11 protein-coding genes are annotated in these 16,473 nt (G+C 71.6%); 6 read left to right on the forward strand and 5 right to left on the reverse strand.

The features are described 5' to 3' along the window. The first annotated feature begins 2 nt into the window (after positions 1 to 2). Together BU52_RS20890 and BU52_RS20895 are read left to right on the forward strand one after the other, a co-directional pair. Complete coding sequence (locus BU52_RS20890; protein ID WP_037936599.1) at positions 3 to 3,686, forward strand: hydantoinase B/oxoprolinase family protein; 3,684 nt, start codon at positions 3 to 5, stop codon at positions 3,684 to 3,686. Further along, a complete protein-coding gene (locus tag BU52_RS20895) occupies positions 3,667 to 4,269 on the forward strand; it encodes a GTP-binding protein (protein ID WP_037936603.1) in 603 nt (200 codons plus the stop codon). The genes BU52_RS20890 and BU52_RS20895 overlap by 20 nt, the downstream gene beginning before the upstream one ends. 84 nt (positions 4,270 to 4,353) lie before the next feature. Here BU52_RS20895 and glpK read toward each other — a convergent pair whose 3' ends face one another. Both glpK and BU52_RS20905 read right to left on the reverse strand, forming a co-directional pair. Further along, positions 4,354 to 5,865, reverse strand: coding sequence for a glycerol kinase GlpK (gene glpK, locus BU52_RS20900; RefSeq protein ID WP_037936608.1), 1,512 nt, complete (start codon positions 5,863 to 5,865; stop codon positions 4,354 to 4,356). A 34-nt stretch (positions 5,866 to 5,899) separates the two neighbouring features. Beyond that, positions 5,900 to 6,625 carry an MIP/aquaporin family protein gene (locus BU52_RS20905; protein ID WP_037936611.1) on the reverse strand — a complete coding sequence of 242 codons (726 nt, stop codon included), beginning with the start codon at positions 6,623 to 6,625 and terminating at the stop codon, positions 5,900 to 5,902. 332 nt (positions 6,626 to 6,957) lie between these two features. Here BU52_RS20905 and BU52_RS20910 point away from each other — a divergent pair, with 332 nt between their 5' ends. Together BU52_RS20910 and BU52_RS20915 are read left to right on the forward strand one after the other, a co-directional pair. After that, positions 6,958 to 7,767 carry a M15 family metallopeptidase gene (locus BU52_RS20910; RefSeq protein WP_037936612.1) on the forward strand — a complete coding sequence of 270 codons (810 nt, stop codon included), beginning with the start codon at positions 6,958 to 6,960 and terminating at the stop codon, positions 7,765 to 7,767. 62 nt (positions 7,768 to 7,829) lie between these two features. Continuing rightward, positions 7,830 to 8,348, forward strand: coding sequence for an NUDIX domain-containing protein (locus BU52_RS20915; RefSeq protein WP_407702053.1), 519 nt, complete (start codon positions 7,830 to 7,832; stop codon positions 8,346 to 8,348). Here the strand turns inward: BU52_RS20915 and BU52_RS20920 are convergent. Beyond that, on the reverse strand, positions 8,339 to 10,708 hold the full coding sequence (locus BU52_RS20920; protein ID WP_037936618.1) for a glycoside hydrolase family 31 protein: 2,370 nt from the start codon (positions 10,706 to 10,708) through the stop codon (positions 8,339 to 8,341). The genes BU52_RS20915 and BU52_RS20920 overlap by 10 nt on opposite strands. Before the next feature lie 213 nt (positions 10,709 to 10,921). Between BU52_RS20920 and BU52_RS20925 the strand changes: the two genes are divergently transcribed. Both BU52_RS20925 and BU52_RS20930 read left to right on the forward strand, forming a co-directional pair. After that, positions 10,922 to 12,889, forward strand: a complete 1,968-nt coding sequence (locus tag BU52_RS20925; RefSeq protein WP_037936620.1) for an acetoacetate--CoA ligase — start codon at positions 10,922 to 10,924, stop codon at positions 12,887 to 12,889. Between the two features lie 108 nt (positions 12,890 to 12,997). Continuing rightward, a complete protein-coding gene (locus tag BU52_RS20930; protein ID WP_037936627.1) occupies positions 12,998 to 13,888 on the forward strand; it encodes a hypothetical protein in 891 nt (296 codons plus the stop codon). A gap of 69 nt (positions 13,889 to 13,957) precedes the next feature. Here BU52_RS20930 and ptsP read toward each other — a convergent pair whose 3' ends face one another. Together ptsP and BU52_RS20940 are read right to left on the reverse strand one after the other, a co-directional pair. Next, positions 13,958 to 15,628 (reverse strand): phosphoenolpyruvate--protein phosphotransferase, encoded by a 1,671-nt coding sequence (gene ptsP / locus BU52_RS20935; protein ID WP_037936630.1) that lies wholly within the window; start codon positions 15,626 to 15,628, stop codon positions 13,958 to 13,960. 80 nt (positions 15,629 to 15,708) lie between these two features. Continuing rightward, positions 15,709 to 16,158, reverse strand: coding sequence for a PTS sugar transporter subunit IIA (locus BU52_RS20940; protein ID WP_037936632.1), 450 nt, complete (start codon positions 16,156 to 16,158; stop codon positions 15,709 to 15,711). Between the last annotated feature and the right edge of the window lie 315 nt (positions 16,159 to 16,473).

Genomic DNA, 16,473 nt, shown 5'->3' on the forward strand with positions numbered 1-16,473 from the left:
ACGTGACAGGCTGGCAGTTCTGGGTCGACCGAGGCGGCACCTTCACCGACATCGTCGCGCGGCGCCCCGACGGTCGGCTGCTCACCCACAAGGTACTGTCCGACAACCCGGCTCCGGACCCGGCCCGGCCGCGCCCGGGCCGGGGGACGGGCGGCACCGACGCGGCGGTCGTGGGTGTCCGCGCGCTGCTGGCCGGATCCGGTGCTCCCGTCGACGCCGTACGGATGGGCACCACGGTCGCCACCAACGCGCTCCTGGAACGCAAGGGCGAACGGACCCTGCTCGTCGTCACGCGCGGCTTCCGCGACGCCCTGCGCATCGCCTACCAGAACCGCCCCCGCATCTTCGATCGCCGCATCGACCTGCCCGAACTGCTGTACGAACAGGTCGTCGAGGTGGACGAACGCATCGCCGCCGACGGCACCGTCCTGCGCGCTCCGGACCTGGACGCCCTCACCGGGCCCCTGCGGCAGGCCTACGACGCCGGGATCCGGGCCGTCGCCGTGGTCTGCGTGCACAGCCACCTCCACCCCGCTCACGAACAGGAGATCGGGGAGCTCGCCGCCCGCGTCGGGTTCCCGCAGATCTCGCTGTCCAGCGAGGTCAGCCCTCTGATGAAGCTCGTCCCGCGCGGGGACACCGCCGTCGTCGACGCCTACCTCTCGCCCGTACTGCGCCGCTACGTCCGGCACGTCGCCGACGAACTCGAGGGCGTACGGCTGATGTTCATGCAGTCCAACGGCGGTCTCACCGAGGCCGGGCAGTTCCGAGGCAAGGACGCCGTCCTCTCCGGGCCGGCCGGCGGCATCGTCGGCATGGCGCGCATGTCGCAGCTGGCCGGCTTCGACCGCGTCATCGGCTTCGACATGGGCGGCACCTCCACCGACGTCTCGCACTTCGCGGGCGAGTACGAGCGCGTCTTCACCACGCGGATCGCCGGAGTCCGGCTCCGGGCCCCCATGCTGGACATCCACACCGTCGCCGCCGGCGGCGGCTCGGTCCTCCACTTCGACGGTTCCCGCTACCGCGTCGGCCCGGACTCGGCGGGCGCGGACCCGGGCCCCGCCTGCTACCGGCGCGGCGGCCCGCTCGCCGTCACCGACGCCAACGTCATGCTGGGCCGCATCCAGCCCGCCCACTTCCCCGCGGTGTTCGGTCCGGACGGCGACCGGCCCCTCGACGCCGCGCTCGTCCGCGACCGCTTCACTGCCCTGGCCCGCGAGATCCGCGAGCGGACCGGCGACGACCGCACCCCCGAACAGGTCGCCGAGGGCTACCTCCAGGTCGCCGTCGCCAACATCGCCGGCGCGGTGAAGCGGATCTCGGTCCAGAAGGGCCACGACGTCACCCGGTACGCCCTCACCACCTTCGGCGGGGCGGGCGGACAGCACGCGTGCATGGTCGCCGACTCCCTCGGCATCCGCACCGTCCTCGTCCCGCCCATGGCGGGCGTCCTGTCCGCACTCGGCATCGGCCTCGCCGACACCACGGCCATGCGGGAGCAGTCCGTCGAGGCACCCCTGGAGCCCGGCGCGATGCCCCGGGTCCACCGGACCGCCGACGACCTGGAGACGGAGGCACGCGCCGAACTCCTCGCCGAGGACGTCCCCGAGGAGCGGATCGAGGTCACCCGGCGCGCCCAGCTCCGCTACGACGGCACCGACACCACCCTCACCGTCGAGCTGACCGAGCCCGACGCGATGCGGCGCGCCTTCGAAGCACGTCATCGCGCCACGTACTCCTTCACGCTCGACCGCCCGATCGTCGTCGAGGCCCTCTCCGTCGAAGCCACCGGCATCACGCAACCCCCCGATCTCTCCGCCCTCGCCCCCTACCGGGGCACCCCCCGGCACGCCACCCCGGCCCCCCGGAGCGTCCGCCTCCACACCGGCGGCGCCTGGCGCGACGTACCCCTCCACCACCGCGAGGACCTTCCCCCCGGCGACACCGTCACCGGACCGGCGATCATCACCGAGTCCGGTACGACGACCGTCGTGGACGACGGCTGGCGGGCCGCCGCGACCGATCACGGGCATCTGCTCATGGAACGCGTCGCGGTCACGCAGAGTTCCGGCATCGGCACGGAAGCGGACCCCGTGCTGCTCGAGGTCTTCAACAACCTCTTCATGTCCATCGCCGAACAGATGGGCGCCCGCCTCGAGTCCACCGCCCAGTCCGTCAACATCAAGGAGCGCCTGGACTTCTCCTGCGCCCTCTTCGACCCGGACGGGAACCTGGTGGCCAACGCCCCGCACATCCCCGTCCACCTGGGCTCGATGGGCACCAGCGTCAAGGAGGTCATCCGGCGCCGCGGCTCGGCCATGCGCCCGGGGGACACCTACGCCGTCAACGACCCCTACCACGGCGGCACCCATCTGCCCGACGTCACCGTGATCACCCCGGTCTTCGGCCCGGGACCCACGGCCGCCACGGAGAGTGACCCTCAGGTCCTCTTCCACGTCGCCTCACGCGGCCACCACGCCGAGATCGGCGGCATCGCCCCGGGCTCCATGCCCGCCGGCAGCCGCACCATCGACGAGGAGGGTGTCCTCTTCGACAACTGGCTGCTCACCGAGAACGGCCGCTTCCGCGAGGAGGAGACCCTCCGCCTCCTCACCGGCGCGCGCCACCCCTCCCGCAACCCCGAGACCAACCTCGCCGACCTGCGCGCCCAGATCGCCGCCAACCGCAAGGGCGTCGACGAGGTCGGCCGCATGATCGAGAACTTCGGCCTCGACGTCGTCCAGGCCTACATGAAACACGTCCAGGACAACGCCGAAGAGGCGGTGCGCCGCGTCATCGACGCCCTCGACGACGGCGCGTACGCCTATGAGACGGACTCGGGCGCCGTCATCCGCGTGAGCGTCCGGGTGGACCGCGAGAACCGGACCGCGACCATCGACTTCACCGGGACGTCCGCCCAGCTCCCCACCAACTTCAACGCCCCCTTCTCGGTCGTCAACGCGGCCGTCCTGTACGTCTTCCGCACCCTGGTCGCCGACGACATCCCGCTCAACGACGGCTGTCTGCGCCCGCTGCGGATCGTCGTCCCGCCGGGCTCCATGCTCGCGCCCCGGCCGCCGGCCGCCGTCGTCGCGGGCAACGTGGAGACCTCCCAGGCCATCACGGGCGCCCTCTACGCCGCCCTCGGCGTCCAGGCCGAGGGCTCCGGCACCATGAACAACGTCACCTTCGGCAACGCGCGTCACCAGTACTACGAGACCGTCGCCTCCGGCTCGGGAGCGGGCGACGGGTTCCCCGGCGCGTCCGTGGTGCAGACCCACATGACCAACTCGCGGCTCACCGACCCCGAGATCCTGGAGTGGCGGCTGCCCGTCCGGCTCGAGGAGTTCGCGGTGCGCCGCGGCAGCGGAGGCGCAGGACGGTGGCGCGGCGGGGACGGAGCCGTGCGCCGTATCCGCTTCCTCGAGCCCATGACCGTCTCCACGCTCTCCCAGCACCGCAGGGTCCCCCCGTACGGCATGGCGGGCGGAGCACCCGGAGCACCCGGCGCCAACCGGGTCGAGCGCGCGGACGGCGCGGTCACCCGGCTCGCCGGCAGCGACTCGGCGGACGTCGGCGCCGACGACGTACTCGTCATCGAAACCCCCGGCGGCGGGGGATACGGCCCGCCGCCCGAACCCCATCACGCAGGAGAAGAGATCGATGATCTTCGGGCGCACTGAGCGCGGCAAGCCCCCGGTCGAGCCCGTCACGCTCAAGATCCTGGTGGCCGGCGGCTTCGGCGTGGGCAAGACCACGCTCGTCGGCGCGGTCAGCGAGATCAGGCCGCTGCGCACCGAGGAACTCCTCACCGAGGCCGGCCGTCCGGTCGACGACACCAGCGGCGTGGAGGCGAAGAACACCACCACCGTGGCCATGGACTTCGGCCGCATCACGCTCCGCGAGGACCTGGTGCTGTACCTCTTCGGCACGCCCGGCCAGGAGCGGTTCTGGTTCATGTGGGACGAACTGTCCGAGGGCGCTCTCGGAGCCGTCGTCCTCGCGGACACCCGCCGGCTGGAGGACTGCTTCGCGGCCATCGACTACTTCGAGCGGCGCTCCATACCGTTCCTGGTCGGCGTCAACTGTTTCGACGGGGCCGCGCGTTACCCGACCGAGGACATCCGCCGGGCGCTCGATCTCGACGACCACGTACCGCTGCTGACGTGTGACGCGCGGGACCGCGAGGCGGTCAAGGAAGTCCTCATCGGCGTCGTCCAGCACGCCATGGCCCAGGCCTCGCAGCGACGGGCGGTCACCACCTGAGGAGACGGATCGCGCACGCGGCCCGTAACCCCGCCGACCGGAGTACGGGCCGCCGCGCGGAGGGGGACGCGCCGCGCAGCGCGGTCAGCCGTCACCCTCCTCCAGCCAGCCGAGGCTCTTCTCCACCGCCTTGCGCCAGTTGCGGTACTCGCGGTCCCGCACCGGCGCCTCCATGGCGGGCGTCCACTCGGCGTCCCTCCGCCAGTGCGACTTCAGCTCGTCCAGACCGTTCCACACGCCCGTGGCCAGTCCCGCCGCGTAGGCGGCCCCCAGGCAGGTCGTCTCCGAGACGCGGGGGCGGATCACCGGTACCCCGAGCACATCCGCCTGGTGCTGCATCAGCAGATTGTTCCCCGTCATGCCGCCGTCGACCTTCAGGGTGGTGATCCGCACCCCGGAGTCCTGGTACATGGCGTCCACGACCTCGCGCGTCTGCCAGCTCGTCGCCTCGAGCACCGCACGGGCCAGGTGCGCCTTCGTCACGTACCGCGTGAGGCCCGTGACCACGCCGCGTGCGTCGGAGCGCCAGTACGGGGCGAAGAGGCCGGAGAACGCGGGCACGATGTAGGCGCCGCCGTTGTCCTCCACGCTCGCCGCGAGCGGTTCGATCTCATCGGCGGTACGGATGATGCCGAGCTGATCGCGGAACCACTGCACCAGCGCGCCCGTGATGGCGATCGACCCCTCCAGACAGTAGACGGGTGCCTCTTCGCCGATCTTGTAGCCCACCGTGGTGAGCAGCCCGCTCTTCGACGGCACCGGCCGGTCACCGGTGTTGAGGAGCAGGAAGCTGCCCGTGCCGTAGGTGTTCTTCGCCGTGCCCACGTCGTAGCAGGCCTGGCCGAAGACGGCCGCCTGCTGGTCGCCCAGTGCGGAGGCGACGGGCACGCCGGAGAGCCGGCCCACCGCCGTCCCGTAGATCTCGGAGGACGACCTGATCTCCGGGAGCACCGCCTCGGGCACGTTCATCGCGGACAGGATGGACGGGTCCCACTGGAGCGTCTGGAGGTTCATCAGCATGGTCCGCCCGGCGTTGGTCACGTCGGTGACGTGCCGTCCGCCGTCGGTGCCGCCCGTGAGGTTCCAGATCAGCCAGGAGTCGATGGTGCCGAACGCGATCTCGTCCTTCTCCGCACGGGTCCGCAGACCCGGCACGCTGTCCAGCAGCCAGGCCGCCTTGGGCCCGGAGAAGTAGCTGGCCAGCGGCAGCCCGGTCTGCTCGCGGAACCGGTCCTGACCGTCCGAACCGCCCAGCCGGCTGCAGAGCGCGGCCGTCCGCGTGTCCTGCCACACGATCGCGTTGTGCACGGGCTTGCCCGTGGTCCGGTCCCACAGGACCGTCGTCTCCCGCTGGTTGGTGATGCCGAGCGCGCTCAGCTGGTCCGCGCGCAGCCCCGCCCTGGCCAGGGCCCCGGCCACCACGGCCTGCACCTTGGACCAGATCTCGGTGGCGTCGTGCTCCACCCAGCCGGGCTTCGGGAAGATCTGGCGGTGCTCGCGCTGGTCGACGGCGACGATCGCGCCGTGCCGGTCGAAGACGATGCAGCGGCTGGAAGTGGTGCCCTGATCGATCGCGGCGACGAACTTGTCCGTCATGACGTCCCCTTCGTCGGTTCGTGCGGAGGTTCGTTCAGAAGGCTGCGTTGAAGACGAGCCCGGACAGCGCCGCGCCGATCAGTGGTCCCACCACCGGCACCCACGCGTAACCCCAGTCCGAGGTGCCCTTGTTGGGAATCGGAAGCAGCGCGTGCACGATGCGTGGCCCGAGGTCACGGGCCGGGTTGATGGCGTAGCCGGTCGGGCCGCCGAGCGACAGGCCGATCCCGACCACCAGGAACGAGACGATGAGGATCGCGGTGCCCGACTCGCCGAGCCCCTTCGTGAGACCGAAGGCCAGGATCGGCAGCACCAGCCCCATGGTCGCGATGATCTCGGTGATCAGGTTGGCGACGGGATGGCGGATCGCCGGTGCCGTGGAGAAGATCCCCAGGGTCGGCTGGGCGATGTCCTCCTCGGAGTTGGCCTGGAACTGCGCGTAGTAGACCAGCCAGCACAGGACGGCGCCGAGCATGGCACCGACCATCTGTCCCGCGACGTAGAGGTGGACCTTGTCCCACTCCCCGGTGTCGATGGCGATCCCGAGGGTGACCGCCGGGTTGAGGTGCCCGCCGGACAGCGGAGCGGCGGTGTACGCCCCGGCCATGACACCGAAACCCCAGCCCAGCGCGATGACGACCCAGCCCGCGTCCTTCGCCTTCGAGTAGTTCAGGACGACGGCCGCGACCACGCCGGCGCCGAACAGGATGAGTATCGCGGTGCCGATGACTTCCCCGACGAATATGTCTCCGTTGCTCATGGCGGCTCCTAGGCCCTGGCCCGGGACGCTCCGTCCCGGACCTCACGTGCAGGGTGCGTTTCCCATGGCGACTTCAGCCGAAGGCAGGGAGAACCCGCGCCCCGCCCGGCGTCCGTGACGAGCGTGCCGTCGCAGTCGAATCGCCCGTGGGGAGTCGGCCCCCGACACAGGAGGACCCCAGGCGTGGCGTTCCGGAATACGCCGAGATGTACGGCGATGTCGACTGACACCGGAAGTGTTCACCGGCACTCAGGGGGCGTCAAGGTGGCCGACCGGAACGGTTCTCGGCCACCCGCTTCCCGGATGAGCCGACTCCTGATAGATGCAGGGGCATGACACGACTCTCCGCCGTGGTACGCGGTCTGGCCACCGCCGTCGCCGCCCTCCTCGCCGCGACCGCGGCTTCCGCCCCCGCCCGGGCCAAGCCCGAACCCACAGCGCCGCGTGACTTCGTGACGCTGAACAGCATGGACCCGACGATCATCCAGGAGATCCGCTACTTCACCCCCCACAACTTCGTCGGTGAGCGCGTCGACGGTTACCAGCAGCCGTTGTGCATCCTCACGCGCCCCGCCGCCGAAGCCCTCCACACGGCGCAGCGAAGGCTGCTCAGCCAGGGCTACTCCCTCAAGGTCTACGACTGTTACCGGCCACAGCGCGCGGTGGACCACTTCGTGCGCTGGGCCAAGGATCTCGACGACCAGACGATGAAGACCGAGTTCTACCCGAACGTCGACAAGACCCGGCTGTTCGCCGACGGGTACATCGCGGAGAAGTCCGGCCACAGCCGCGGCTCGACGGTGGACCTCACCCTCGTGAAGCTCCCGGCGAAGCCGACCCGGCCGTACCGCCCCGGACAGCCCCTCATCCCCTGCTTCGCGCCCGAGGACCAGCGGTTCCCCGACAGTTCCGTGGACATGGGCACCGGTTACGACTGCTTCGACACCCTCAGCCACACCCTCGACCCGCGCATCCGGGGCGAACAGCGCGCCAACCGGCTGCTGCTCAAGAACACCCTGGAGGACCTCGGGTTCGTGAACCTCGCCGAGGAGTGGTGGCACTACACCTTCAAGCCCGAGGCCCACCCGGACACCTACTTCGACTTCCCGGTGTCCCACAGGTCACTCGCCGGCCGCCACTGACCGACCTGCCGGAGACGCCCCCGCCATGATCGGATACAGTCCCGCGCGTGTCCGAAACTCCCATGGTTTCCAACTCCGCGCCGAACTCACACTGTTCGAGCTGCGGCGCGCCCTACGGAGAGGGCGTCTCCGGCTGGCCCCGCACCTGCCCGGCCTGCGGCACCGTGGCCTACCGCAACCCGCTCCCCGTCGCGGTGGCCCTCCAGCCCGTGTACGACACACAGGGCACCGCGCTGGTCGTCATCACCCGGTCCATCGCCCCCGCACGCGGGGGCAGGGCCCTGCCCGGCGGTTACATCGACGACCGGGAGGACTGGCGCCAGGCCGTCGTCCGCGAACTCAGGGAGGAGACCGGCATCGACGCGGCGAGCCGCGACGTACGGCTCGCCGACGCCATGAGTTCTCCCGACGGGCACCTGCTGGTGTTCGGGCTCCTCCCCGAACGGCCGGCGGAGGACCTGCCCCCCGCCGTCCCCACCGACGAGACCGAGGGCCGGAGCCTGCTCCGCCGCCCCGAGGAACTCGCCTTTCCGCTGCACACCCTGGCCGTCAGGGCCTGGTTCGAGGGCCGCTACATCTGATCTCCGGCCGGGCCCAGCCCGCGGACACGCACCGGCCGGGCCGGCGCACCGACGCCGCCCTCGCCGCCCCGCTCGACCACGATCCGCGGGCCCGACCACCGGACCGTGTACCGCTCGATCTCCGGCTCCTCCCCGCCGTCGCCGGAATCCGGCACGATCAGCCCGCCCCCGGTCCGCCCCCGGGCCGGGGCCCACACCTCGAGCTCCGTACCACCGTCGTCCCCCAGCACCGCGAGGACCGCGCCCCCGCGCGCGAACACCGGAATCCGCCCCAGGGGCGCGTCGACCACCACCCGGGCCGGCCCCTCGTACGCCCGTTCCGTCGCGGTGTCGTACCACCGCCCGCGTGGCAGCTCGACGGCACGCCGGTCCGCACCCGGATCGAGCACCGGCGCCACCAGCAGACAGTCACCGAGCAGGAAGGCGTCCTCGCAGTCCCGCAACGAGCGATCCTCCGGTGCCGCCCACCACAACGGCCGCACGTACGGAGCTCCGGTACGCCGGGCGAGATGGGCCAGCGTCACGAAGTACGGCAGCAGCCGCCGGCGTTCCAGGAGCGCCGCGCGCGCGTGGCCGAGGACCTCGGCACCGAACGCCCACGGCTCACCCTCTCCCGCACGCGGACCGGTGCGGGTGCGGAACAACGGCAGATAGGCCCCCAGTTGGAGCCCGCGCAGATACAGCTCGGGCGACCGCTCCCCGTCCAGGCCGCCGATGTCCGCACCCGAGTAGGGCACCCCGCACAGCCCCAGTCCCAGCACCAGCGCCAGCGTCGCCCGCAACCCGGACCAGCCCTGCCCCGCGCCGTCCCACCACGCCCCGCCGTACCGCTGCATGCCGGCCCAGCCGGAGCGTGAGACCACGAACGGCCGGTCCTGCGGTGCCTGCTTCCGCAGGCCCTCGTACGCCGCCCGGGCCATGCACAGCCCGTACACGTTGTGCGCCTCGCGGTGATCGCCGCCGCGGCCGTCCAGAGCGTGCCGGGCCGACCGCGGCAGCGTCGGCTCCCCGAAGGCCGTGAACGACGTCGGCTCGTCCAGGGTGTGCCAGAAACCGGCGAACCCCTGTGCCAGCCGTTCCGCGTACAACGCGCCCCACCACGCACGCACGCGCGCGTGCGTGAAGTCCGGGAACACCGCGTCCCCGGTCCACGACACGCCCCGTACGACCTCCCCGGAGGCACCCCGTACGAAGGCGTCCCGTCCCGTCCCGTCGTCGTGCACGGCGTCCCCGGGCACCTCCCCGACGGCAGGAGCGACGACCGACACCAGCCTGACCCCGTGGCGCCGCACGTCGTCCGCCAGGACCGGCAGCTTCGGGAACCGCTCCCGGTCGACCGTGAACACCCGCCGCGACTCGAAGTGGCCGGGCCCGAGGTGCACCGCGTCCAGCGGCAACCCGTGCCCCAGGTGGTCCTCGACGATCCGGCGCACCTCGTCCTCGCCACCGCCGCCCGGCCACACGTGATGGTGACCGAGGGCCCACGCCGGCGGCAGAGCCGGCGCCCCGGTGAGTGACGCCCAGGCGAGCAGCACGCGCGCCGGAGTGCCGACCGCCACCCAGCAGCGCAGCGGGCCGCCCTCCATCCGGAGCTCACTCGTCCCGGGCCGGTCGTGCCCGGACCCGGCGCCCTCCTCGCCCTCCCGCAGCGTCACCGTGCCGTCCCACGCGCTGTCGTGGAACACCAGATGCGTGCCCGCGTCGGCCACCACCATCTGCGCCGGCATCGTGACGGAGAGCGGACCGTCACCGGCCCCGGAGGCCCGGCCGGGGGCGGTGTTCCACAGCCGGTACCTACCGTCCCGCAGCCGGGGACCCGGGGCACGCCCCCCGATACCGAAGAAGCGGGCGTCCGCCGGCACCTCCGACCGCTGCTTCCACCGCGCGCTCCCGCCGCCGACCGGTTCCCACCACAGCGGCGGCAGATCCCGCCGCAGCGACACACCCCCCGGCGTCAGCACCTCCACCGCGCCGTGCCGGGAGACGACGACCGTCACGCGCTCGGCCACCACACGCCAGCCGCCCTCCTTGTCCGGCTCCAGCGCCGCCCGCGGATCAGGATCCGGGCAGCGGCCGGCCAGCGCGTACGACGGCTCGGGAGCCGCCCCGTCCCAGCCCCAGAAGACGGCCCCGTTCACCGCGACGAAGATCCGCAGCTCGGAACGGCCGAACCTGATCAGGCCCCCGCCGAGCCCCGGCTCCACCTCCCGCACGGTCCCGGGCACCCGCGCCCGCACCGGCCCGCGCGGCGGCAGCCCGCCGGCGTCCGCCCGCCGCCTGCGCCACGCTGCCCGTACGGTGCGCAACCCCTGAGCCGAGCCCATCGATTTCACCGAACGCACCAGGTCACGACCGTCCATGTGGCTCACCCTGTCATCGATCAGGCCCGGCGAGGGTGTCGTTCAACTTCCGTTCATCCGTGATCGGACCACATCTTCACGACACGGACTATGTGGGGGGCGCCCTGGTGCAGAAGTCGATCACATGGCATCGTCCCTGTCAGCCGCGTCACGCGCACACCCCAGCCCGTGCGCGGAGGACGCACACGACGCGCACAGTCCGGGAGCCGCCCCATGTCGACCGTGAACCCCCAGCCCCTCTGGCAGCCCGATCCGGAACGCATCGCCCAGGCACGGATCACCATGTTCCAGGCATGGGCGGCCGAGCACCACGGCGCCCCCGCCGAGGGCGGCTACGCGGCCCTGCACCGCTGGTCCGTGGACGAGCCGGACACCTTCTGGCAGGCGGTCACGGAGTGGTTCGACGTCCGTTTCACCACGCCCCCCGAGCGCGTACTGGGCGACCGCTCGATGCCCGGAGCCCAGTGGTTCCCCGGAGCGACCCTGAACTACGCCGAGCACGCCCTGCGCGCGACCGAGTCCCGCGCGGACGAACCGGCCCTGCTGCACGTGGACGAAACCCACGATCCCCGCCCCGTCACCTGGGCCGAGCTGCGCCGCCAGGTCGGCTCCCTCGCCGCCGAGCTGCGCGCCCTCGGCGTACGTCCCGGCGACCGCGTCAGCGGCTACCTGCCCAACATCCCGCAGGCCGTCGTCGCCCTCCTGGCCACGGCGGCCGTGGGCGGCGTGTGGACCTCCTGCGCCCCCGACTTCGGCGCCCGCAGCGTCCTCGACCGTTTCCAGCAGGTCGAACCCGTCGTCCTCTTCACCGTCGACGGCTACCGCTACGGCGGCAAGGAGCACGATCGCCGCGACGTCGTCGCCGAACTGCGCCGGGAACTGCCGACCCTGCGCGCCGTCGTGCACATCCCGCTGCTCGGCACCGAGGCACCCGACGGCGCACTCGACTGGGACGCCCTCACCTCCGCGGACACCGAACCGGTCTACGAGCAGGTGCCCTTCGACCACCCGCTGTGGGTTCTGTACTCCTCCGGCACCACCGGACTGCCCAAGGCGATCGTCCAGTCCCAGGGCGGCATCCTCGTCGAACACCTCAAGCAACTCGGACTCCACTGCGACCTGGGCCCCGAGGACCGCTTCTTCTGGTACACCTCGACCGGCTGGATGATGTGGAACTTCCTCGTCTCCGGCCTCCTGACCGGAACGACGATCGTCCTGTACGACGGCAGCCCCGGCTTCCCCGACACGGGCGCCCAGTGGCGGATCGCCGAACGCACCCGGGCCACCCTCTACGGCACGTCCGCCGCGTACGTCATGGCCTGCCGCAAGGCGGGCGTGCACCCGTCGCGCGACCACGACCTCTCCGCCGTCAAGTGCGTCGCCACCACCGGCTCCCCCCTGCCCCCCGACGGTTTCCGCTGGCTGCACGACGAGGTCCGCGACGACCTGTGGATCGCCTCCGTCAGCGGTGGCACGGACGTGTGCTCCTGCTTCGCCGGAGCCGTGCCGACCCTCCCCGTCCACGTCGGGGAGCTCCAGGCGCCCGGTCTGGGCACGGACCTGCAGTCATGGGACCCCAGCGGCAAGCCCCTCATCGACGAGGTCGGTGAGCTGGTGGTCACCAACCCCATGCCGTCCATGCCGATCCGTTTCTGGAACGACCCCGACGGCAGCCGCTACCACGACAGCTACTTCGACACCTATCCCGGAGTCTGGCGGCACGGCGACTGGATCACCATCACCTCACGGGGCTCCGTCGTCATCCACGGCCGCTCCGACTCCACGCTCAACCGCCAGGGCGTCCGCATGGGCTCGGCCGACATCTACGAAGCCGTCGAACGCCTCCCCGAGATCAGGGAGTCCCTCGTCCTCGGCATCGAACAGCCCGACGGTGGCTACTGGATGCCCCTCTTCGTCCACCTGGCCCCCGGAGCCACGCTCGACGAGGACCTGCTGAGCCGCATCAAGCGGACCATCCGCGAGCAGCTCTCACCGCGCCACGTCCCCGACGAGATCATCGAGGTGCCCGGAGTCCCGCACACCCTCACCGGCAAGCGCATCGAGGTACCGGTCAAGCGCCTTCTCCAGGGCACCCCCATGGAGAAGGCCGTCAACCCGGGCTCCGTCGACGACCTCGACCTGCTCTCCTTCTACGAGGATCTCGCCCGCAAGCGCGCCTGACCCCGGCCTCGGAACACCTCCGGGTACGCCGTCGTCTCCCCCCGCCGTCATTGTCAGTGCCGCCGATTACTGTGAGTGAGCATTGATCGACCGTGCACAGGGGGAGACATGGCGTACACCGACCACCGAACCTTGCGACGCGTCCTGCGCCGCGACATCGCCGGCACCATCGGCCTGCTGACCGACGAGCACGACTTCCGCGCCATGCGGCGCTACGACAGCTTCCTCTTCGACGACCACACCACCTACCTCAAACACGTCGAAGCCGTTCTCAGGACGCGCGCACTGCAGGGCAGCCACACCACCGTGGCGCTCTTCGACCCCGCGGACTACGCCGAGTTCTGCGCGAAGACCGGCCTGGACCCCGACACCCACACCAGCCGCTCCCGGTTCACGGCCGAGCTCGCCTCCACCGGCCCCGCCGTCCCCTACGACGGCCGGCCACTGGCCGACCTCCTGCCCATCCTCGTCGACGAGGCCGTCCGCCAGGCGACCTGGGAGTACGCGACCACCCTGCTGGCCCGCCTCGGCCCCTGCGCCTCCTGCGGCGAGGATCTGGGCCGCGCCGCCTTCGCCCGCGCCTCGCACCTCCTGGTGCGCATCCTCGACACGGCCCCACCCGGCGACCGGCACCTGGTCTGCAGCGTCTCCGGACCGCCGGACACTCTCGTGGCCGTTCTGCACGTGGACGACCTGGGCGGCCATCCGGGCATCGACGAAACCGAAGCCCTGGAGTTCACCACCGTCCTGGCCGTCGGCCTCGCCACCGCGAGCCCCGGCGGACTGGTCATGCGGACCAGCAAACCCGGCACCCCCGACCGCGTCCACGGCTGGCGCCTGCGCGCCTACGGCCTCGATCCCCTCACCGCCGGAGAGGTCTTCGACGCCTACTGCACCGACGCCGAAACCGGGGACCTCATCGCCCCCGAGTCCAACGTCGACTACTGCGCGCCGCCCGACCTCGGAGAAGAGCGCCCCGACCCGGACCACCACCACTGAACCCGGCAACGCGTGAGGGGCACCCCACCCAGCGTGGAGCGCCCCTCACGGAAACCGGCCGCGGTCCGGCTACTCGCCCGACAGCACCGCTTGCGCGGCGGCACGGGCATCCTCGGCACTGTCCGCCGCCCGGGCGGCCGCAGCGGCCCGCTCGCACTGCGCCAGCGTGGCCTTGGCCAGCGAAGCCCGCACATACGGAATCGACGCCGCCCCCATGGAGAGAGAGGTGACACCCAGACCGGTCAGCACACACGCCAGCAGCGGGTCGGAGGCGGCCTCACCGCACACACCACAGCTCTTGCCCTCGGCCTTCGCCGCCTCGGCGGACAGCGCCACCAGGTCGAGCAGCGCGGGCTGCCAGGGGTCCTGCAGCCGGGAGACCGCACCCACCTGCCGGTCCGCGGCGAACGTGTACTGCGCCAGGTCGTTCGTGCCCAGCGACAGGAACTCCACCTCCTGCAGCACCGAGCGCGCCCGCAGCGCGGCCGACGGAATCTCGACCATCGCGCCGAACTTCGCCCGCAGCCCGGCCTCCCGGCACGCCTGGGCGAAAGCCCTCGCGTCGGCCCGGTCCGCGACCATCGGGGCCATGACCTCCAGGTATACCGGCAGCCCCTCCGCCGCCTTGGCCAGCGCCGTCAGCTGGGTGCGCAGCACCTCGGGATGGTCCAGCAGCGTCCGCAGACCGCGCACGCCCAGCGCCGGGTTCGGCTCGTCCGCCGGAGTCAGGAAGTCCAGCGGCTTGTCCGCGCCCGCGTCCAGCACGCGCACCACGACCCGGCCCTCGGGGAACGCCTCGAGAACCTGACGGTACGCGGTGAACTGCTTCTCCTCGGAGGGGGCGTTCTTGCTGTCGTCCAGGAACAGGAACTCGGTACGGAAGAGGCCGACCCCCTCCGCGCCCGCCTCGACGGCGGCGGCCACGTCCGCCGGGCCGCCGATGTTGGCCAGCAACGGCACCTTGTGACCGTCGGCGGTCGCACCGGGGCCGGTGGACGCGGCCAGCGCCGCCTTGCGCTCGGCGGCCGCCGCCTCGAGCTGCGCCTTCTTCTCCTCGTCCGGATTCACGAAGACCTCACCGGTGCTTCCGTCGACCGCTATCAGCGTGCCCTCGGCGAGCTCACTGGCCCCCGGCAGGGCGACCACGGCGGGGACACCGAGCGCACGGGCCAGAATCGCGCTGTGACTGGTCGGCCCCCCCTCCTCGGTCACGAAACCGAGCACCAGCGTCGGATCGAGCAGTGCCGTGTCCGCGGGCGCGAGATCACGGGCCACCAGGACGTACGGCTCGTCGCTGTCCGGCACACCGGGCATGGGGACACCGAGCAGCCGCGCGACGATGCGGTTGCGCACGTCGTCGAGGTCGGCCACCCGGCCGGCCAGGTACTCGCCGGCGTTCGCCAGCAGCTCGCGGTACGCGGCGAACGCGTCGTACACCGCGCGCTCAGCCGTGCTGCCGACAGCGATGCGCCGATCCACGTCGACCAGCAGTTCGGGGTCCTGGGCCATCATGGCCTGCGCCTCGAGCACCGCCTGGGCCTCGCCCCCGGCGAGGTTCCCGCGCGCCGTGAGATCGGCCGCCACAGCCTCCACGGCCTTGCGGGCGCGACCTTGTTCACGTTCCGCGTCCTCCGCCGGGATCTGCTTGGCCGGCGGCTCGAGCACTGCCGTACCCATGTGCCGGACCTCGCCGATCGCCACTCCGTGGCTGACACCGACGCCTCGCAGCGTTGTCTCCATCTCACCCGTCTCCGCTCATGCGGCGGCCGGCCCCGGCCGCCGTGTTGGTTGTCCTGGTGGCCGTCAGGGACGGCGCTGCGTCACTTCCAGAGGAAGAGGCTGTCGCCGGCCTTCACTTCGCCGTCCTCGCGAAGCTCGGAGAGAGAGTCCACCGTGGCCTCCAGGGCCACGACCGGGCAGACCGGGGACTTGCCGGCGGCTTCGACGGCGGCCGGGTCCCAGCGCACGATGCTCTGCCCGCGCGTCACCGTGTCGCCCTTGCTGACGAGCAGCTCGAAGCCCTCGCCGTTGAGTTGGACGGTGTCGATACCGAGGTGGGTGAGCACGCCGTGCCCGCTCCCGTCGACGACGACGAACGCGTGCGGGTGCAGGGAGACGATCACGCCGTCCACGGGGGAGACGGCCTCGGAGGGCTCCCGCACGGGGTCGATCGCCGTCCCCGGGCCGACCATGGCCCCGGAGAAGACCGGATCGGGCACGGACGCCAGTGCGATGGCCCGTCCTGCAAGCGGGGACGTCACGGTGGTCATGGGAATCCTCCCAGGGAGTGGAGAGCCGTAGGTGCGCCGTCACTGCCTGTCTCCGGCGTGCTGTTCAGCAGGGTATGTCATGTGACGTACCGGTTCCGGAGGACAGGTCCAGGTCTTGGTCTAGACGAGAGGTCTAGACCACCTCACTCTAATCGATTTGCGCGTGGTCTGCGACCCCTGTAGAGTTGTACCCCTGCTCGGGGATGTGCGGCGTGGTCAAGCGCCCTCGCCCGGCAGCAATCCAACTCATCAGGACCTATCTCTGGGTCGCTTTCTGCATGTCTGCAGAACGGTGGTCAGGGAGCCGGAAAAACA

The organism is Streptomyces toyocaensis, from assembly GCF_000725125.1.
GTDB lineage: Bacteria > Actinomycetota > Actinomycetes > Streptomycetales > Streptomycetaceae > Streptomyces > Streptomyces toyocaensis.